General features: G+C 68.2%; 16 protein-coding genes. 9 read left to right on the plus strand and 7 right to left on the minus strand.

What is annotated here, in order from left to right:
- Positions 1-31: 31 nt before the first annotated feature.
- The 4 genes from rsmA to GCU53_RS15380 form a co-directional block, all read right to left on the minus strand.
- Positions 32-850, minus strand: a complete 819-nt coding sequence (gene rsmA, locus GCU53_RS15365; RefSeq protein ID WP_152388386.1) for a 16S rRNA (adenine(1518)-N(6)/adenine(1519)-N(6))-dimethyltransferase RsmA — start codon at positions 848-850, stop codon at positions 32-34.
- 136 nt (positions 851-986) lie between these two features.
- The gene (gene pdxA, locus GCU53_RS15370; RefSeq protein WP_208845519.1) at positions 987-1,979 is read right to left on the minus strand and encodes a 4-hydroxythreonine-4-phosphate dehydrogenase PdxA; all 993 of its coding nucleotides are present in this window, start codon (positions 1,977-1,979) and stop codon (positions 987-989) included.
- A gap of 2 nt (positions 1,980-1,981) precedes the next feature.
- Positions 1,982-3,280 carry a peptidylprolyl isomerase gene (locus GCU53_RS15375; RefSeq protein ID WP_152388388.1) on the minus strand — a complete coding sequence of 433 codons (1,299 nt, stop codon included), beginning with the start codon at positions 3,278-3,280 and terminating at the stop codon, positions 1,982-1,984.
- A complete protein-coding gene (locus tag GCU53_RS15380; RefSeq protein ID WP_152388389.1) occupies positions 3,255-6,014 on the minus strand; it encodes an LPS-assembly protein LptD in 2,760 nt (919 codons plus the stop codon). Before GCU53_RS15380 ends, GCU53_RS15375 begins: the two co-directional genes overlap by 26 nt.
- Positions 6,015-6,146: 132 nt before the next feature.
- Here GCU53_RS15380 and GCU53_RS15385 point away from each other — a divergent pair, with 132 nt between their 5' ends.
- The 6 genes from GCU53_RS15385 to GCU53_RS15410 all read left to right on the plus strand — a co-directional run bounded on the left by GCU53_RS15385 (position 6,147) and on the right by GCU53_RS15410 (position 11,489).
- On the plus strand, positions 6,147-7,169 hold the full coding sequence (locus GCU53_RS15385; RefSeq protein WP_152388390.1) for an aminoglycoside phosphotransferase family protein: 1,023 nt from the start codon (positions 6,147-6,149) through the stop codon (positions 7,167-7,169).
- Positions 7,166-7,834, plus strand: coding sequence for an N-acetylmuramate alpha-1-phosphate uridylyltransferase MurU (murU, locus tag GCU53_RS15390; protein ID WP_152388391.1), 669 nt, complete (start codon positions 7,166-7,168; stop codon positions 7,832-7,834). Before GCU53_RS15385 ends, murU begins: the two co-directional genes overlap by 4 nt.
- A 1-nt stretch (position 7,835) precedes the next feature.
- Positions 7,836-8,597, plus strand: coding sequence for a molecular chaperone DjiA (locus GCU53_RS15395; RefSeq protein WP_152388392.1), 762 nt, complete (start codon positions 7,836-7,838; stop codon positions 8,595-8,597).
- Between the two features lie 134 nt (positions 8,598-8,731).
- The gene (gabT, locus tag GCU53_RS15400) at positions 8,732-10,012 is read left to right on the plus strand and encodes a 4-aminobutyrate--2-oxoglutarate transaminase (protein WP_152388393.1); all 1,281 of its coding nucleotides are present in this window, start codon (positions 8,732-8,734) and stop codon (positions 10,010-10,012) included.
- Between the two features lie 98 nt (positions 10,013-10,110).
- Complete coding sequence (gene rpe, locus GCU53_RS15405) at positions 10,111-10,785, plus strand: ribulose-phosphate 3-epimerase (RefSeq protein WP_152388394.1); 675 nt, start codon at positions 10,111-10,113, stop codon at positions 10,783-10,785.
- Positions 10,782-11,489: a phosphoglycolate phosphatase gene (locus GCU53_RS15410; protein WP_152388395.1), complete on the plus strand. Its 708-nt coding sequence runs from the start codon at positions 10,782-10,784 to the stop codon at positions 11,487-11,489. Before rpe ends, GCU53_RS15410 begins: the two co-directional genes overlap by 4 nt.
- A gap of 95 nt (positions 11,490-11,584) precedes the next feature.
- On the opposite strand, the gene GCU53_RS15415 is transcribed toward GCU53_RS15410, so the two are convergent.
- Positions 11,585-12,478, minus strand: a complete 894-nt coding sequence (locus GCU53_RS15415; RefSeq protein ID WP_152388396.1) for a LysR family transcriptional regulator — start codon at positions 12,476-12,478, stop codon at positions 11,585-11,587.
- Between the two features lie 85 nt (positions 12,479-12,563).
- Here GCU53_RS15415 and GCU53_RS15420 point away from each other — a divergent pair, with 85 nt between their 5' ends.
- Together GCU53_RS15420 and trpE are read left to right on the plus strand one after the other, a co-directional pair.
- Complete coding sequence (locus tag GCU53_RS15420; protein WP_152388397.1) at positions 12,564-13,340, plus strand: NAD(P)H-dependent oxidoreductase; 777 nt, start codon at positions 12,564-12,566, stop codon at positions 13,338-13,340.
- 590 nt (positions 13,341-13,930) lie between these two features.
- The gene (trpE, locus tag GCU53_RS15430) at positions 13,931-15,409 is read left to right on the plus strand and encodes an anthranilate synthase component I (RefSeq protein WP_152388398.1); all 1,479 of its coding nucleotides are present in this window, start codon (positions 13,931-13,933) and stop codon (positions 15,407-15,409) included.
- A gap of 177 nt (positions 15,410-15,586) precedes the next feature.
- On the opposite strand, the gene GCU53_RS15435 is transcribed toward trpE, so the two are convergent.
- Positions 15,587-16,039, minus strand: a complete 453-nt coding sequence (locus GCU53_RS15435; protein ID WP_152388399.1) for a GNAT family N-acetyltransferase — start codon at positions 16,037-16,039, stop codon at positions 15,587-15,589.
- Between the two features lie 159 nt (positions 16,040-16,198).
- A complete protein-coding gene (locus GCU53_RS15440; RefSeq protein WP_152388400.1) occupies positions 16,199-16,957 on the minus strand; it encodes a TorF family putative porin in 759 nt (252 codons plus the stop codon).
- Positions 16,958-17,650: 693 nt separating this feature from the next.
- Between GCU53_RS15440 and GCU53_RS15445 the strand changes: the two genes are divergently transcribed.
- Complete coding sequence (locus GCU53_RS15445; protein WP_152388401.1) at positions 17,651-19,186, plus strand: alpha-amylase family glycosyl hydrolase; 1,536 nt, start codon at positions 17,651-17,653, stop codon at positions 19,184-19,186.
- Positions 19,187-19,188: the final 2 nt, after the last annotated feature.

The following is a 19,188-nucleotide window of genomic DNA, read 5'->3' on the forward strand; positions in this document are numbered from 1 at the left end:
CTGTTGGCGGATAGCTGGATGGGATTTGAGCTCAGGGGAGGGGGGTATGTTCCTTGGCCCGTGCATGCAGGCGGTCGGCCAGGCGGACGAAGGCGGCCAGGTCCAGTTGCTCCGGGCGCAGGCTGCCGTCGACGCCGGCCGCCTCGATGTCCGCGGCATCGAGCAGGCCCTTCAGAGTATTGCGCAGGGTCTTGCGCCGCTGGTTGAAGGCTTCGCGGACGATGCGCTCGAGCAGGGCGGGATCCTGCGCCGGGTGCGGCAGGGTTTCGTGGGGAATCAGGCGGACGATCGCCGAGTCGACCTTCGGCGGCGGGTTGAAGGCGCCCGGACCGACATTGAACAGGTGCTCCACCCGGCAGTGGTACTGGACCATGATCGACAGCCGTCCCCAGTCGCCGCCGCCCGGCTCGGCGGCCAGGCGCTCGACCACTTCCTTCTGCAGCATGAAGTGCATGTCGCGGATCAGGGCGGCATGCCCCAGCAAGTGGAAGATCAGCGGGGTGGAGATGTTGTAGGGGAGGTTGCCGACGATGCGCAGGCTGTGCGGCGTGCTGCACAGCTGGGCGAAGTCGAACTTCATCGCATCACCCTGGTGCAGATGGAAGTGCGGGTCGAGGCCGAACTTCAGCTTGAGCAGGGGGATCAGGTCGAGGTCCAGCTCGATGACGTCGAGCTGTGCGCCACTGCCGAGCAATCCCTCGGTCAGTGCGCCCTGACCCGGACCGATCTCGACCAGACGCTCGCCGGTACGGGGGTGGATGGCGCGCAGGATGCGGTGGATGACGCCGGCATCGTGCAGGAAGTTCTGGCCGAAGCGCTTGCGCGCGCGGTGCTGGTACAGCTCGGACATGGGCGGGCTCCAAGCTTCAAGCCACAAGCTCAAAGCGAATGCAAAAAGATGCAGTTTAGCAGTGAGGTGGTGGCAAGCCTAAATCCGCAGGCGACAGAAACAGAAAGAGTGCCGAAGGCGTGCGGCGGTTCCGGCTTCAGCCGCTCTGCGGCCGGCCGGCGCTCATCTGGTAGGCGGTTTCCAGCGCCACCTGCAGGCTGCCGGTGTCGACCCGGCCGCTGCCGGCCAGATCCAGCGCGGTGCCGTGATCGACCGAGGTGCGCACGATCGGCAGGCCGAGGGTGACGTTGACGGCGGCGCCGAAGCCCTTGTACTTGAGCACCGGCAGGCCTTGGTCGTGGTACATCGCCAGCACCGCGTCGCAGTCTGCGAGATACCTGGGAGTGAACAGGGTGTCGGCCGGCAGCGGGCCGACCAGATCCAGGCCCTCGCCGCGCAGACGCTCGAGGGTGGGCTCGATCACCTCGATTTCCTCGCGGCCCAGGTGCCCGCCCTCGCCGGCGTGCGGATTCAGGCCGCAGACCAGGATGCGCGGGCGGGCGATACCGAACTTGCCGACCAGATCGGCGTGCAGGATGCGCGTCACCCGCTCCAGGCGTTCGGCGGTGATGGCGTCGGCCACCGCACGCAGCGGCAGGTGGGTGGTGGCCAGGGCCACGCGCAGGCCGGCGGTGGCGAGCATCATCACCACCTGTTCGGTACCGGTCAGCTCGGCGAGGAACTCGGTATGCCCGGAGAAGGCAATGCCGGCCTCGTTGATCACCCCCTTGTGCACCGGTGCGGTGATCATGCCGGCGAAGTCGCCGGCGAGACAGCCCTGGCCGGCGCGGTTCAGGGTCTCCAGGACATAGGCGGCATTCGCCGGATCGAGGCGGCCGGCCCGTAAGGCAGCGCGCAGCGGGGTATCCCAGACATACAGGCTGCCGGCCGTGGCCGGTGCGGTCGGCCAGGCGCCCGGCGCGACGGGAACGAGGTCGATGTCGAGACCGAGCAGGGCGGCACGCTCCGCGAGCAGCGTGCGGCTGGCGATGGCGACCAGCACCTGGGGCTGGGTCTGGCGGGCCAGCAGCAGGCACAGGTCGGGACCTATGCCGGCCGGCTCGCCGGGAGTGAGGGCGAAGCGGCGCACGCTCACAGCTTGGTTTCCACGTAGGCCTCGTCGCGGATCTGGCGCAGCCAGGACTGCAGCTCCTCGTCGTACTTGCGGTTGCGCAGTACGTTCATTGCCTGCTGCTCGCGGACCTGGGTGCTGCTGTCGGTGGCGCGACGGCCGAGCACTTCCAGCACGTGCCAGCCGAACGGGCTCTTGAACGGTTGCGACAGTTGACCGGCGGGGGTGTCGGCCATCACCTCGCGGAATTCCGGCACCAGAATGTTCGGGTCGATCCAGTTGAGGTCCCCGCCGTTCAGCGCCGAGCCCGGGTCTTCCGAGAAGCTCTTCGCCAGTTCGGCGAAGTCCTCGCCGGCGAGAATGCGCTCGTGGATGCGCTCGACCAGGCGCCTGGCCTCGGCCTCGCTGCGGATTTCGCTCGGCTTGATCAGGATGTGGCGAACGTGCACCTCGTCGCGGACCTGGGCAGTGCCGCCGCGCTTTTCCAGCAGCTTGATGATGATGTAGCCGCCCGGGGTGCGTACCGGCTCGGTGACGCCGCCGACTGGCAGCTGGCTGACCAGGCCGTCGAACGGCGGGGGCAGCTGGGCCGCCTTGCGCCAGCCGATCTCGCCGCCCTCCAGGGCGGTCTCGCCGGCCGAGCGGGCGATCGCCAGCTGGGCGAAGTCGGTGCCGGCGCGCAACTGGCGGTAGATGTCCAGCACCTGCTGCTCGGCGGCCTGGATCTTCTCGGGCGAGGCGCCGTCGGGCAGCGGAATGGTGATGTTGGCCAGGCGGAACTCCTCCGACAGCTGCAGCTTGCCAAGGTCCGAGGCGAGGAAGTTCTGCACCTCGTGATCGCTGACCTGGATGCGGTCGGCCACCACGCGCTGGCGGACGCGGTTGATGATTATCTCGCGGCGCACCTGCTCGCGGGCATCCTCGAAGGACAGGCCGTCGCGGGCCAGGGCGGCCTGGAACTGCTCGAGGGTCAGGCCGTTGCGCTGGGCGATGGTGGCCATCGCCTGGGCGAGCTCCTCGTCGCCGATGCGGATGCCGGCGCGCGCGCCCATCTGCAGCTGGATGTTCTCCAGAATCAGCCGTTCCAGGACCTGGGCGGTGAGCTGGTCCCGCGGCGGCAGCTGGGCGCCGCGCTTGGCGATGGTCTGCTCGACCTCGCGCAGGCGCTGGTCGAGCTGGCTCTGCATGATCACGTCGTTGTCGACGATGGCGGCGATGCGGTCCAGCGGGCGTACTTCGGCCTGCACCGCGGCGCCGAGCAGCAGGGCCGCCAGCAGCAGCGGGCGCAGGCGCTTAGTTGGCTTTTTGTTGCTCTTCACGTTCACGGTAACCTTCGATGCCTTGGTCGAGGAACGACTCCACCTTGTTGCCCATCACGCCGCCGAGGCCCTTGAACACCACCTGCAGGAAGATGCCCTTGTCGGCCTCGTCGTTCTGATCCGGATTAAGCTCGTTCTCGTCATAGCCGATCCAGTAGCGGTTGATCACCCGCAGCTTCCAGCAGCAACTGTCGTACTCGAAGCCGCCGAAGGCCTCCAGGGTGCGGCTGCGGCTGTAGTCGTACTGCCAGCGGGCGATGGCGCTCCAGTGCGGGGCGAGCGGCCAGATCGTCGAGAAGTCGTGCTGGTCGATCTTGTAGTAATCCTCAATATAGTTCTTGTCGCCCGGCCGGCCGAAGTCGGTGCTGTAGTCCCAGGTGCCGCTGGACTGGTTGTAGCGCATCACGTCGTTGCGATAGCGATAGCCCAGGTTGACGATCTTGTTCGGGTTGTCGGCCGGCTGGTAGTGGAACATCACGTTGCTGGAGCGGGGGTGATGGTCGTCCGGGTCCCAGTTGAGCTCGGAGGTCAGGCGCCAGTCGTGGTTGAAGCGGTACATGTACTCCAGCGCGTAGGGCGAAACCTTGGACTCGGAGTCGTCGCGCTTCTCGTAGTCCACGCGCGGCATCTGCACCCGACGGTCCTTGAAGTAGAAGGTCTGGCCGAAGCTGATGCGCTGGCGCTCGAAACCGTTGGCCTCGATCCAGCGGCTGGTCACGCCGAGCGACAGCTGGTTGGCGTCGCCGATGCGGTCCTTGCCGGTGAAGCGGTTGTCGCGCCACAGCGAGGCGTAGCTGAAGACGTGCTCGCCGGTGTCGAACACCGGGATGTCCTCCTGGTCGCGGTAGGGGACGTAGAGGTAGTACATCCGCGGCTCCAGGGTCTGGCGGAAGCCCTTGCCGAACCAGTTGACCTTGCGGTCGAAGTAGAGACCGCCGTCCAGACTGTAGAGCGGCACGGTACGGTCCGGGCTGTCGTCGAAGCTCTGGTCGCCGAGCGTGGCCTTGCCCTTGGCATCCAGGTCCAGATCGTAGCGGGTATGGGCGAGCTTGACCGAGGGCTTGAGGTAGCCCCAGGTCCACTCCAGCGGCAGGCTGACGCCCGGCTCCAGGTGGGTGCGGTCGCCTTCGGCGCGGTCTAGGCCCGTAATGTATTCGTCATACCAGCGCTCGTCCGCATTGCCGTCCTCGTCAATAAAGAAGCCGCTGCGCAGATCGCGCTCGAACTTCACATATTCAGTGCCGTAGGTGAAGTTCAGGCCGTACGGCTGGTACGGCAGGAAGCCGTCGAGGCTGAGCTGCGGCAGGCGGTCATAGGGCGTGGTGTCGGTGACCGAGGTGCGCTCGAAGGCATGCACGTTGAGGCGCGCGGTATAGGTGTCGCCGCGCCAGGTCAGGGTGCCGCGCTGGTTGAGGAAGTCCGGCTGGTCGATGCCCAGGTCGGTCTGCAGGTCCTGGAAGTAGTAGGGGTCGCTGATGTCGGTGAAGTCGACCTCGGCCAGCAGGCGCGAGTTCAGCCCGCCGGTATGCTGCCAGTTGTACATCCAGCGCTGGTCCTCGTAGTCCGACTGCAGTTCGCGCTCGTCTTCGTCGTCATCCAGGTAGGCCGCACCGACCTGGCCCTCGCTGCTCTTGGTCAGGTAGCGGAATTCGCCCTCCAGCATCAGGCCGCGGTCGGCCATATAGGTCGGGTAGAGCGTGGCGTCGTAGTTCGGCGCCAGGTTGAAGTAGTAGGGCGCCTGCAGGGTGAGGCCGCTGTCGCCCGAGCTGCCGAAGCTCGGCGTCAGGAAGCCGGACTGGCGGCGGTCGTCGATCGGGAACTGGATATACGGGGTGTAGAACACCGGCAAGTCCTTCACCCGCAGCGTCACGTTGGTGGCAGTACCCTGGCCGGTGGCCGGGTTCAGCTTGATGTTCTTGCCCATCAGGGTCCAGGCGTTGCTGCCCGGCTCGCAGGTGGTGTAGGTACCGTCCTTGAGGCGGATGATCGCGGTTTCCTCGCGCTTGGCGGTGAGCGCGCTGCCGCGGACATGACCGCGGTGGATGACGTACTCGGCGTTCTCCACCCGCGCCTCGCCGTTGTCCATCTGGATCTCGGCGCGGTCGCCGACGATCAAGAAGCCCTTGTCGCGCAGCTTGACGTTGCCGAGCACCTCGCCGCGGTTCTCCAGCTGGTGCAGGCGAGCCTCGTCGGCCTCCACCTGCATGCTGCCCTGACGCAGGACCACGTCGCCGGCGATCGAGGCGACCTGCTTCTCCTGGTCGTAGCGCGAGGCCCGGGCGGAAACGTAGGTCGGCGCGTCGCGCATCGGCGTGTCGTCGTCCATGCCCACCCGCGGCGGCTCGACGTAGGCGCCGGCGCAGTAGGGGCCGGTTTCGGCCAGTTGCGCCGGGGTCAGCTTCTCGCGTGGCACCCAGTCCAGGTGGCTGTAATCGGCGCTGCGCGAGGCCAGGGCGTAGCCCTCGGTCTCGGTGACCAGGGTCGCCGGAGCCGCCTCCTTGCCGGGAGCGGGCTGTGCGCCGGGAGCGGCTCCGGCGGTGGCGGCTTCGTGCGGGCGCGGTGGCAGAGGTCTGGCACTGGCCTTGGGCGCGCAGTCCCAGCCGCCCGTGGCGGAGGCCTGGCAATCGAACTGCTCGGCTGCCAGCAGGCGGGCCGAGCCCAGAACCAACAGGCTACCGGTGACCAGAAGAGGAAACTTTCTGCGGAACAACGAGCGGGGAGGAGTGAGGGCCATCTGAGTTTATGTCCGGGCTTCCTGTGCGCCAACAGCCGGTGCGGCACAGCCTGCGATAGGCTGGAGTAAGATCGGCCATAATAAATCAATGCGTCTGGCAACGGCTAGGTCCGTGGGAGTAGGGGGTAATAGATGTCTGTGGATGGTCGATTGGAAAACCTCGAGCGCTGGCTGGAGCGCTGTCTGCCGGCGCTGTTCGCCGAGTACGGCTGGGGGACGCCCGGGCCGGCGAGCCTGACTCCGGCGAGCAGCGATGCCAGCTTTCGCCGCTATTTCCGCTGGGAGGACGGCGAACGCAGCCTGATCGTCATGGATGCACCGCCGCCCCAGGAGGATTGCCGGCCGTTCGTCAAGGTCGCCGGGCTGCTCGCCGCGGCCGGCGTGCACGTGCCGGAGGTGCTCGCCGCCGATCTCGAGCAGGGCTTCCTGCTGCTGACCGATCTCGGCCGGCAGACCTATCTGGAGGTCATCGACGAGCGCAATGCCGATGCGCTGTTCGAGGACGCCCTCCAGGCCCTGCTGGCCTTCCAGGGTCTGCCGCTGGACGCCGGCCTGCCGAGCTACGACGATGCCCTGCTGCGTCGCGAGCTGCAGCTGTTCCCCGACTGGTACCTGCAGCGCCATCTCGGCCTCACCCTGGAGGGCGAGCAACTGGCCACCTGGCAATGCATCTGCGACCTGCTGGTGGACAGCGCTCTGGCCCAGCCGAAGGTGCTGGTGCACCGCGACTACATGCCGCGCAACCTGATGCAGAGCGAGCCCAACCCCGGCGTGCTGGATTTCCAGGACGCGGTCTACGGCCCGGTCACCTACGACGTCACCTGCCTGTTCAAGGACGCCTTCCTCAGCTGGCCGCAGGAGCGTGTCGACGCCTGGCTGGAGCGCTACTGGAGTCTGGCCCGCGAGGCCGGCATTCCGGTCCAGGCGCAGCTCGAGGACTTCCTGCGCGCCAGCGACCTGATGGGCGTGCAGCGCCACCTCAAGGTGATCGGCATCTTCGCGCGCATCTGTCACCGCGACGGCAAACCCAAGTACCTCACCGACGTGCCGCGCTTCTTCCGCTACATCGAGGCGGTGGTGGCGCGGCGGCCGGAGCTGGCCGAACTCGGCACGCTGCTCGCCGGCCTGCCGCAAGCGACGGAGCAATCGGCATGAAGGCGATGATCCTGGCCGCCGGCAAGGGCGAGCGCCTGCGTCCCCTGACCCTGCACACTCCCAAGCCGCTGGTGCGCGCCGGCGGCGTGCCGCTGATCGAGTACCACGTGCGCGCCCTGGCCGCCGCGGGCTTTCGCGAGCTGGTGATCAACCATGCCTGGCTCGGCGTGCAGATCGAGGCCTACCTGGGCGATGGTGCGCGCTTCGGCGTGAGCATCGCCTACTCGGCCGAGGGCGAGCCGTTGGAGACCGGCGGCGGCATCCACCGCGCCCTGCCGCTGCTCGGCGAGGCGCCCTTCCTGCTGGTCAACGGCGACATCTGGACCGACTACGCCTTCGCCGGCCTGCGCCGGCCGCTTGCGGGCCTCGCCCACCTGGTGCTGGTGGACAACCCGGCGCACCACCCCGAGGGCGACTTCCGCCTCGAGGGCGGCCGGGTCGGCGCGCGCGGCGAGCAGCCCGGCCTGACCTACAGCGGCATCGCCGTGCTCGACCCGGCGCTGTTTGCCGGTTGCCGGCCGGGGGCCTTCAAGCTGGCGCCGCTGCTGCTCGCCGCCATGGCCGAGGGCCGGGTCGGCGGCGAGCACTTCCGCGGGCGCTGGGTGGACGTCGGCACCCACGAACGCCTTGCCGAGGTCGAGCGGCTGCTGGCGGAGCCCTGCTGAGGTGGTCTGGCCGTTCGCCCTGCTCGGCGCCCTGGCCGGCCTGCTGGTGGCCGGGCTGCCCGGGGCGGCGGTCGGCGGCCTGCTCGGCCTGCTGCTCGACCGCCGCCTGAGGCTGCGTTCCTGGTGGCAGCTGGCCGAGCGTCTGGGCCTGCGTCCGGCGGAGGACGACCACGAGCTGCTGTTCCATCTGCTCGGCCGCCTGGCGCGGCGCGAGGGCCCCGTGCAGGAGGCCCATCTGCGCCAGGCCTGCCGCGAGATGGGCGAGCTCGGCCTGGATGCGCGGGCCCGGCAGGCCGCCAGCCGGATCTTCGCCCACGGCATGCTCGGGGTCGACGGACTGCGCCGTTCGCTGCAACGCCTGAGCGGCCGGGCCGAGCGGGTCGAGCACCTGCTGCGCGCCTGCTGGCGGATGGCCTGGGCCGACGGCCGGGTGAGCCCGGCCGAGCGCGAGCTGGTGCTGCTCTGGGGGCGCTGGCTGGGCTGCAGCAGCGCCCAGGTCGAGGCGCTGGGCCGCGGCTGCGCGGCGCCGCCGGCGCCGTCCAAGGCCGTCGGCTACCTGCGGGCCCTGCGCCTGCTCGGCATCCACGCCGACAGCGACCCGGCGACCATCAAGCACGCCTATCGCCGGCTGCTCAACCGGCACCATCCGGACAAGCTGGGCCGCGCCGGGGCAAGCCCGGCACGGCTGTACGCGGCCACGGCGCGGACCTGCGAGCTGCACGAGGCCTACCGGCTGGTCCGCGACCACCACGGCTTTCGCTGACGCCTCTGCGCTGATCGCTCCCGGCCAGCCCCTGCGCTAGAGTGGCAAAAGGAAGGCCGACCGGGCGCCCGCGCCTGCCGCCGGCGCCCGATTCCCCTTGAGCGAAGCGCCGCCGCGCGGCCAGAGAGGACTCCATGAGCAGGACCAACGAATCCCTGATGCAACGCCGGATCGCCGCGGTGCCGCGCGGCGTCGGGCAGATCCACCCGATCTTCGCCGAGCATGCGCGCAACTGCAGCGTGGTCGACGTGGAAGGGCGCGAGTACATCGACTTCGCCGGCGGTATCGCCGTGCTCAACACCGGTCACCTGCACCCGAAGATCGTCGAGGCGGTGGAGCGGCAGCTGCACAAGCTGTCGCACACCTGCTTCCAGGTGCTGGCCTACGAGCCCTACGTCGAGCTCTGCGAAAAGCTCAACGCGCGCGTGCCGGGCGACTTCGCCAAGAAGACCCTGCTGGTCAGCACCGGCTCGGAGGCGGTGGAGAACGCCGTGAAGATCGCCCGCGCGGCCACCGGGCGGACCGGGGTGATCGCCTTCACCAGCGCCTACCACGGACGCACCCTGATGACCCTGGCGCTGACCGGCAAGAAGGTGCCCTACGCCGCCGGCATGGGGCTCTTGCCGGGCGGCGTGTTCCGTGCCCGCTACCCGAGCGCGCTGTGCGGCGTCGACGTGGCCGAGGCGCTGGCCAGCGTCGAGCGGGTGTTCAAGAACGACGCCGAGCCGCGCGACATCGCCGCGATCCTGGTCGAGCCGGTGCAGGGCGAGGGCGGCTTCAACGTCGCCCCGCCGGAGTTCATGCGCGGCCTGCGGGCGATCTGCGACCAGCACGGTATTCTCTTGATCGCCGACGAGGTGCAGACCGGTGCCGGGCGTACCGGCACCTTCTTCGCCATGGAGCAGATGGGCGTGGCCGCCGACCTCACCGCCTTCGCCAAGTCCATCGCCGGCGGCTTCCCGCTGGCCGGGGTGTGCGGCAAGGCCGAGTACATGGACGCCATCGCCCCCGGCGGGCTCGGCGGCACCTACGCCGGCAACCCGCTCTCCTGTGCCGCGGCCCTGGCGGTGCTGGAGGTGTTCGAGGAGGAGCGCCTGCTCGAGCGCGCCCGGAGCATCGGCGCGCGGCTGACCGAAGGGCTCCGGGCGATCCAGGCGCGCCATGCGTCGGTCGCCGAGGTGCGCGGCCTGGGCGCCATGGTTGCCATGGAGCTGTGCGAGGGCGGCGACGTCCTGAGGCCGGCCACCGTGCTGACCGGGCAGATCGTCGCCCGGGCGCGGGACAAGGGGCTGATCCTGCTGTCCTGCGGCACCTACGGCAACGTGCTGCGCTTTCTGATGCCCTTGACCGTGCCGGACGAGCTGCTCGAGCGCGGCCTGGCGATCCTCGCCGAGTGCTTCGACGAGCTGGCCTGAGCCGGCCCGCCGCGGGACAGGGCGGCGCGCCGCCCTTGCCGCCCCGGCGGTGACGCGGGAAACTGCACCTCTTTGCCGCAAGTCGCTCCGAGGTCTCCATGCAACCCTTCGCCATCGCCCCGTCGATTCTCTCCGCCGACTTCGCCCGTCTGGGCGAAGAGGTGGACAAGGTCCTCGCCGCCGGCGCCGACATCGTCCACTTCGACGTGATGGACAACCACTACGTGCCCAACCTGACCATCGGCTCGATGGTCTGCACGGCGCTGCGCAAGTACGGGATCAGTGCGCCGATCGATGTGCACCTGATGGTCAAGCCGGTCGACCGCATCATCGGCGACTTCCTCGAGGCCGGCGCCAGCTACATCACCTTCCACCCGGAGGCCTCCGAGCACATCGACCGCTCCCTGCAGCTGATCAGGGACGGCGGCGCCAAGGCCGGCCTGGTGTTCAACCCGGCGACCCCGCTGGACTGCCTGAAGTACGTGATGGACAAGCTCGACATGGTGCTGCTGATGAGCGTCAACCCTGGCTTCGGCGGGCAGAAGTTCATCCCCGGCACCCTCGACAAGCTGCGCGAGGCGCGCGCCCTGATCGACGCCAGCGGCCGGGACATCCGCCTGGAGATCGACGGCGGGGTCAACGTCAAGAACATCGGCGAGATCGCCGCGGCCGGCGCCGACACCTTCGTTGCCGGCTCGGCGATCTTCGGCCAGCCGGATTACAAGGCGGTGATCGACGCCATGCGCGCCGAGCTGGCCCGGGTGCGCCCATGACGCCCCTGCACGCCCTGTTCGGCGGACGCCTGCCGAAGCTGGCGATGTTCGATCTCGACGGCACCCTGGTGGACTCGGTGCCGGACCTGGCGGCGGCGGTCGACCGCATGCTCGTCCAGCTTGGCCGGGCGCCGGCCGGCGTCGAGCGGGTGCGCCTGTGGGTCGGCAACGGCGCGCCGGTGCTGGTGCGCCGCGCCCTGGCTGGCGACCTGCGCCACGACGGTGTGGACGCAGCCGAGGCCGAGGCGGCGCTGGCGCTGTTCATGGACGCCTACGCCGACAACCACGCGCTGACCCGCGTCTATCCCGGTGTGCCGGAAACCCTCGACTGGCTGCGCGAGCGCGAGGTGCAACTGGCGCTGATCACCAACAAGCCGGCGCGCTTCCTGCCCGAGCTGCTGGCCGACAAGGGCCTGGACGGCTATTTCCGCTGGGTCGTCGGCGGCGACACCCTGCCGCAGCAGAAGCCCGATCCGGCGGCGCTGCGCTGGGTGATGACGGAGGCCGGCGTGCTGGCGGAGGAGTCGCTGTTCGTCGGCGACTCGCGCAACGACGTGCTCGCCGCCCGGGCGGCGGGCGTCGCCTGCGTGGCGCTGTCCTACGGCTACAACCACGGTCGGCCGATCGCCGAGGAGGGGCCGGCGCTGGTGCTCGATGCGCTGTCCGTGCTGGTTGATTCGACACCCGCGGCTGCGCTGATGTGACCACTCGCGGGGCGACACGCATGCTCGTGTCGTTGCTTGGCTGGACGGTTTCCCTGATCATCGATCAAGCCTGAGAGTGCAACGCTCTGCACGGATCACACTGAATCTGCGATGTACTCGCGCAGCCATTGATGGGCGGGGTCGCCATGAGAGCGCTCATGCCAGAACATGGCCATCTCGAAGCCCGGTACATCAACCGGTGGCTCGACAACCTGCAACGCACTGGTATTGCGAACCAGGCGCGAAGGTAACATCGCCACGAGATCAGTGCTTGCCAGGACCGACATCACGAACAGGAAGTGCGGAACGGAAAGCACCACCCGGCGTGTCAGGCCCACCTCCGCGAGCGCCTTGTCCGTGATGCCGCGAAATCCCCCGCCATCCGGCGACACCATCAGGTGCTCGAGTTCGCAGAACTGCGCCAGCGTTGGTCGTCTTTTCAGGCGCGGATGACCCGCGCGGCTCACCAAAACATAGCGTTCCGTAAAGAGCGCGCGGCGATGCAGGCCGGACGGCGCCTCCTCACTGGTATGCAAGGCAAGATCGATCTCCCCCCGTTCCGCCTGCCTGGCGATGCGTGACGGCACAACTTGAAGGACTGCCAGTCGCGTACCGGGCGCCACCGAACGCAGGCCGCTCAGGGCTGGCAGCAGGATCGTCGACTCGCTGTAGTCGGACGCGGCGACGCGCCACGCATGACGGGCCTCGGCAGGGTCGAAGGGACTGGCGGGCGATACCGCGCGCTCGAGCGCCTCCAGTGCTTGCCGCAAGGGTTCGCGCAGCTCGTCGGCCCGCGCGGTGGGCCGCATGCCTCGCGGCCCCGGCAGCAACAGGGGGTCCCCGAAGATGTCCCGCAGCTTGGCGAGGTGGACGCTGACCGAGGGTTGGGCGAGGTTCAGGCGCTCCGCCGCACGGGTCACATTGTGCTCCGAGAGCAACACATCGAGCGTCACCAGCAGGTTGAGATCCAGCCGCCTGAGATTGTTCATGACAATACCTGGAATATTGGATATTCATTTCCAATATACCCGGCAAGGCCCCACTCTGCTCCTGTCCAGCAACGGAGGCCCAGCCATGAATATTCTGCTCGTCCATGCCCACCCTGAACCCCAGTCATTGAACGGCTCGCTCAAGGACTTTTCGGTCAAGCGCCTCGAGAAGGCCGGGCACGTCGTCCAGGTATCGGACCTGTATGCCATGCACTGGAAGGCGACGTTCGACGCCGACGACAGCACGGACCGGCGGGCCGATACGCGCTTCGATCCCGCCCTCGACTCCAGGCGGGCGTTCGAGAGCGGCACACAGAGCCAGGACATCGCGCGCGAACAGGACAAGCTGCGCTGGGCGGACGCCCTCATCCTGCAGTTTCCCCTGTGGTGGTTCTCGATGCCGGCGATCCTCAAGGGCTGGGTGGAGCGCGTCTATGCGTATGGCTTCGCCTACGGCGTGGGGGAACACTCCGACAGCCACTGGGGCGATCGATACGGGGAAGGCACGCTGGCGGGCAAACGAGCGATGTTGATCGTCACGGCGGGCGGCTGGGAGTCCCATTACGGCCCGCGGGGCATCAATGGCCCGATCGACGATATCCTGTTCCCCATCCAGCACGGGATTCTGTTCTACCCCGGTTTCGAGGTCCTGCCGCCGTTCGTGATCTATCGGACCGGCCGCATGGGCGAAGTCCGGTTTTCCACAATCTGTGAGGCACTCGGACAGCGTCTCGACGACCTTTGGAAGACGGCGCCGATACCCTTTCGCCCGCAGAACGCCGGTGCGTACCTCATCCCGGAGCTCACCCTGCGACCCGATATCGCGCCGGACCGGTCCGGCTTCGCCGCGCACGTCGTGTAGACACTGCGCCGTCACGCACTCCTGCGTTGTAGGCGATCGGCGAACGATGCCACTCGGGTTTCGGCGTTCCAGGGCGTGTCATCAATTTCCCGCTTGCGTTGCCGCCTGAGCCGGGCCCAGACAAGCCGCAGCCTTTGGCAATGGTCATTCCCTTGCCAAAGGCCGCCCTGGCGGAAGGTGCGGGAGATCATCAAGGGTTGTCGTCAGGCGGGTGGACGGCGGACCGGATACCCTGAGTAATCGCGTGCTGCTGCACCCGGACTGCCCTGTACTGCTCCACAGCGGCTTATAAGTGATATAGTCGCGCGCAACGTTCGTGCGTTGCCGGCCGAGTCTCTTGGCTTGAGCCGTATGCGGTGAAAGTCGCACGCATGGTTTTTAAGGAGGATGAGGCAGGAGTGGCCCGTCCTTGCCCGGCTCGTCCATTTTTCGCCTCGAGGGAAGCGTGATCGTGGTGGTTTCCCGCAAACTCTGGATGAAGGTCATCAAGGCCCTGGCCCGCTGGCGCTGGCGCGCCTGACGACATCCCCTGCCGGTTCGCCGGCGCGTTTGCCCCTTTCCCGTATTCCTGCCCGCCACGAGGCTGATTCATGACCCGCGAAGAATTCCTGCGCCTGGCCGCCGAAGGCTACAACCGCATTCCGCTCGCCTGCGAAACCCTCGCCGACTTCGACACCCCCCTGTCGATCTACCTGAAACTCGCCGACGCGCCGCACAGCTACCTGCTGGAGTCGGTGCAGGGCGGCGAGAAGTGGGGCCGCTACTCGATCATCGGCCTGCCGGCGCGCACCGTGCTGCGCGTCCATGGGCACTGCGCCTCGGTCAGCGTCGACGATGTCGAGGTGGAGCGCCACGACTGCGAAGACCCGCTGGCCTTCGTCGAAGCCTTCAAGGCGCGCTACCGGGTGCCGACCCTGCCGGGCCTGCCGCGCTTCAACGGCGGCCTGGTCGGCTACTTCGGCTACGACTGCGTGCGCTACGTCGAGAAGAAGCTCGCCCATTGCCCGAACCCCGACCCGCTGGGCACGCCGGACATCCTCCTGATGGTCTCCGATGCGGTGATGGTGTTCGACAACCTGGCCGGCAAGATGCATCTGATCGTCCTTGCCGACCCGGCCGAGGCGGACGCCTTCGAGCAGGGCCAGGCCCGCCTGCAGACGCTGCTGGAGCAACTGCGCCAGCCGCTGGCGCCGCGCCAGGGCATCGATCTTTCCGCCCAGCCCGGCGCCGAGCCGGCATTCCGCGCCAGCTTCGGCCGCGAAGACTACGAGCGCGCGGTGGACACCATCAAGGAGTACATCCTCGCTGGCGATTGCATGCAGGTGGTGCCCTCGCAGCGCATGTCGATCGACTTCAAGGCCGCGCCCATCGACCTGTACCGGGCGCTGCGCTGCTTCAACCCGACCCCCTACATGTATTTCTTCAATTTCGGCGACTTCCACGTGGTCGGCAGCTCGCCGGAAGTGCTGGTGCGCGTCGAGGACGGCCTGGTCACGGTGCGCCCGATCGCCGGCACCCGCCCGCGCGGCGCGACCGAGGAAGCCGACCTGGCGCTGGAAAAGGACCTGCTCTCCGACGCCAAGGAGCTGGCCGAGCACCTGATGCTGATCGACCTGGGCCGCAACGACGTCGGCCGGGTCGCCGACACCGGCTCGGTGAAGGTCACCGACCAGATGGTCATCGAGCGCTACTCCAACGTCATGCACATCGTCTCCAACGTCACCGGCCATCTGAAGGAAGGGCTGACGGCGATGGACGCGCTGCGCGCCATCCTGCCGGCCGGCACCCTCTCCGGCGCGCCGAAGATTCGCGCCATGGAGATCATCGACGAGCTGGAGCCGGTCAAGCGCGGGGTCTACGGCGGCGCCGTCGGCTATCTGGCGTGGAACGGCAACATGGACACGGCGATCGCCATCCGCACCGCGGTGATCAAGGACGGCGAGCTGCACGTGCAGGCCGGCGGCGGCATCGTCGCCGACTCGGTGCCGGCGCTGGAGTGGGAGGAAACCATCAACAAGCGCCGCGCCATGTTCCGCGCCGTGGCCCTGGCCGAGCAGGGCAAGGCCTGATCCGAAGCCGCTGGGGTTGTAGGGTGGACAACGCCGCAGGCTTGTCCACCATGGTGGATGGCTTCGGCCATCCACCCTACCCGGCTCGGGGTACAGATCGTAGGGCGGGTTTCAACTGCCCTACGGCACTGTAGGGTGGGCAACGGCGCAGCCTTGCCCACCAAGAGCGCTGTATCCCTACGCCGGATCGAGCGCCCGGCGCAGGGGAATCATCGGCGAGCGGGCGAAGCCCTGGCGGGCGTAGAAGCGCTGGGCGTCGAGGTTGTCGGCGTCGGTCAGGAGAGTGATGCGCAGGCAACCGTGCTGCCGCGCAGTGGCGATGGCTGCCTCCAGTAGCTGCGTGCCGAGGCCCCGGCCGCGCGCCGCGGCGTCCACCACCATGTCCTCGAGCAGTGCCACCGGCGCGCCCAGCGCGGTGGAAACCGTATAGAGCAGGTTGACCATGCCGAGGGGCCGCCCGTTCTCCTCGGCGAGCAGGATCCCGCCGACCTCCGGGCTTTCGATGATCGCCGCCAGGCCGCGCTGCTGCGCCGCGCGGTCGGGCGTGAATTCGGCCTCCTGGGCGAACAACTGGTCGAGCAGGAAGCACAATGCCGGGATATCGGCGGGCGTGGCGGGGCGAATCTCCATGGGCGCTTCTCCGAAGGGGACAGGGACCGGCAGCCCGGCATCATAGCGCCTGGCGGCCTCCCGGGCCTTCCTTCCTGCCCCCTTTCAAGGGGCGAAGCGTGCGGATGCCTTCAAGCGGTGCCTGCCGCGCGGACGATCCGGCCGGCGGCAGGCGAGCGGTCAGAAGGTCTTGGACACCGAGGCGACGAGGTTGGCGTCGCAGTAGGTGTCGTTGCCGGTGTAGTTCTCGCACTCCTCGTCCTTCAGGTCGGTCTGGGTATAGGCCAGGCCGAACTGCAGGCCGACGAACTCCTTGGTCACCCCGACGTACCAGTCGTAGTAGGCGTCCTCGCCCTTGGTCGCGCCGTCCTTGAAGAAGGTGTCGTCCTTGAAGTCGTACTTGCCGACACGCATGGACAGGCCGATTCCGTAGGGCAGGTCGCGCTTGTAGCCGATGTAGGAGTAGACGACGTTGTTGTCGCTGTTGACGTCGTCGGAGTAGTTGATGCCGACCTTGAAGCCGTAGGCCGAGAGGCTGCCGTAGAACTCGCTGTAGTTCAGGTCGGCGTTGTCGAGGTGGTCCTTCACATAGTCGTACTTGAGCCAGCCCACGTCGAAGGTCAGGTCTTCGGTGATGTTATTGCTGAAGCCGATGTAGTAGTCGCGCTCCATGGTCGCATCGGAGGTTTCGTAGTCGGTGTTGGAAACCCAGGCGCCGACGTACAGGCCGCTCTCGTGAACGATGTCCAGCCCGCCCTGGAGGGCCGGGTCGCCCTTGGTCTGCGAGATACCGCGGAAGATGTACTCGGAGGCCAGGGTGACGTTGGCGCTGGCGCTGAACTCGCCGAGCGGCGTGTCCACCGTTATCCCCGCCACGGCGATGCAACTGCCGGCCATGGCGCCGGCGGCGGTGAGGGCGAGGGTCGTTTTCTTGAGCATGACTCTTCTGTCCTTGGTAGTTGCGTTGCGCTGTTCCGCGCAGGTCTTGAGTGATTCGATAAAGCTTCCCTGAGATAAGCACAGGGCTTGCCAACCATCAAAGAAGCCCTGAAAAAAGCATTTCCTTGCGCTTTTCAGGGGATTCCTGCACCAAACTGAGCGTATTGCGATTAACGGTGCATCGTCCCGGTGCGCTGCCTGGGCGCCTGCCCGCAAGGCAGCCTGGCTGCACCGCCGGGAGACATTTTCGAGCCCCGCCAGGGGGCATGGGCCGAGGGAAATGGCCCGGCAGCCAGGCGCAGCCTGGTGCTGCTGCAACGGGCCGGGCTGGTGCGGACTGTTGGTGAACTGCTTCGCAAAGGGGCGGGCCTCGGAGCCCGTGCCCGATTCGAAGCCACCGATGCGCTTCGACCGTCGCGGCGAAGCGGCCGAAGCCTGACGGGGCACCCGGGCGGATTCCGATGGACGGTAGCCAGGCCCGGCGGAAATGCCCGTCTCTTGCGCCGGGCGCCTGTGCTTTCGGCCGCCAGGCATCGTCGGCATGCCGTGCGTCGGACTGGAAGGCGCTCCGTGCGGCTGCGAGCCGGTCCGCCCATGGCCCGGCAGCATTGAACCGGCCAGCCCGTCGGCCAGTCGTACCTGATGAAAGGCATCGAACACGAAGCATTCGCCGCGATTCGAGGACCGATCCGCATGCACGAGCCGTCAGCGACGCCCTGGTGGAAAAGTGCCGTCATCTATCAGGTCTATCCGCGTTCCTTCGCCGACGGCAATGGCGACGGCATCGGCGATCTGCCGGGCCTGATCGGTCGCCTCGACTACCTGCAGCGGCTCGGCGTCGACGCCCTCTGGCTGTCGCCGATCTATCGCTCGCCGATGGCCGATGCCGGCTACGACATCAGCGACCATCGCGCGGTCGACCCGCTGTTCGGCCGCCTCGAGGATGTCGACCGCCTGCTCGCCGAGGCCCATGGGCGCGGTCTGCGCGTGCTGCTGGATTTCGTGCCCAACCACACCTCCGACCGGCACCCCTGGTTCGTCGAGTCGCGCGCCTCGAGGACGAGCCCCCAGCGCGACTGGTACCTCTGGCGCGACCAGCCGAACAACTGGCGCGCGGCGATCGGCGGCGGCAGCGCCTGGACCTGGGACGAGGGCAGCCAGCAGTACTACCTGCATTTCTTCCTGCCGCAGCAGCCGGACCTGAACTGGCACAACCCGCAGGTGGTCGAGGCGATGCACGGGGTGCTGCGCTTCTGGCTGGAGCGCGGCGTCGACGGCTTCCGCATCGACGTGGCCCACTGCATCGGCAAGGACCCGCGCTTCGCCGACGACCCGCGCTGCCTGGCTGGCGAAGTGATGGCGCACATCAACGACCAGCCCTACAGTCACGAACTGCTGCGCGGCCTGCGCCGTCTGGTGGACGGCTATCCCGGCGAGCGGGTACTGGTCGGCGAAGTCAACATCCGCTCCACCGCGCGGATCGTCGAGTACTACGGCGCCGGCGACGAGCTGCACATGGCGTTCAATTTCCTGCCGCTGGACGCCCTCTGGGACGCGGTGACCTTCCGCCTGTGCATCCGCGAGGTCGAGGTCCTGCTGGGCGCGGCCCGCTCCTGGCCGACCTGGGTGCTGTCCAACCACGACAGCAGCCGCCACCGCAGCCGCTACGGCGGTTCGCTGCGCCGTGCGCGCGCAGCGGCGGTGCTGCTGCTGACGCTGCGCGGCACGCCCTTCGTCTACCAGGGCGAGGAGCTGGGGCTGGAGGACGTGCAGGTCACGCCGCAGACCCGGGTCGATCCCGGCGGCCGCGACGGCAGCCGCGCGCCGCTGCCCTGGCTGCGCGAGCCGCCGCACGGCTGGAGCGGCGCCAGGCCCTGGCTGCCGTTTCCGCCGGATGCCGCAGCGCTGTCCGTCGAGGCGCAGGAGGCGTCGGAGCATTCGACGCTCCGGCTCTACCGCCGGCTGCTGGCGATTCGCCGCGCCAGCCCGGCGCTGCGGCTGGGCGATTGGCAGGAGCTGCCTTCGCATCCCGAGGTGCTGGCGTACCGCAGGCAGCAGGGCAGCGACCTGCGCCTCGTCTGCACCAACTTCGCCGGGCGGCCGCACGCCTTTCCCCTGGCCGGCGACTGGCAGGTCGAGATCGCCAGCGACGGCCAGGGCGACGGCGCGTCCTTCGGCGGCACGCTGGCGGCCGAGCAGGCACTGATCCTCAAGCCGAGGGAGGGCTGAAC

Origin of the sequence: Azotobacter salinestris (assembly GCF_009363155.1) — a bacterium.
Lineage (GTDB): Bacteria > Pseudomonadota > Gammaproteobacteria > Pseudomonadales > Pseudomonadaceae > Azotobacter > Azotobacter salinestris.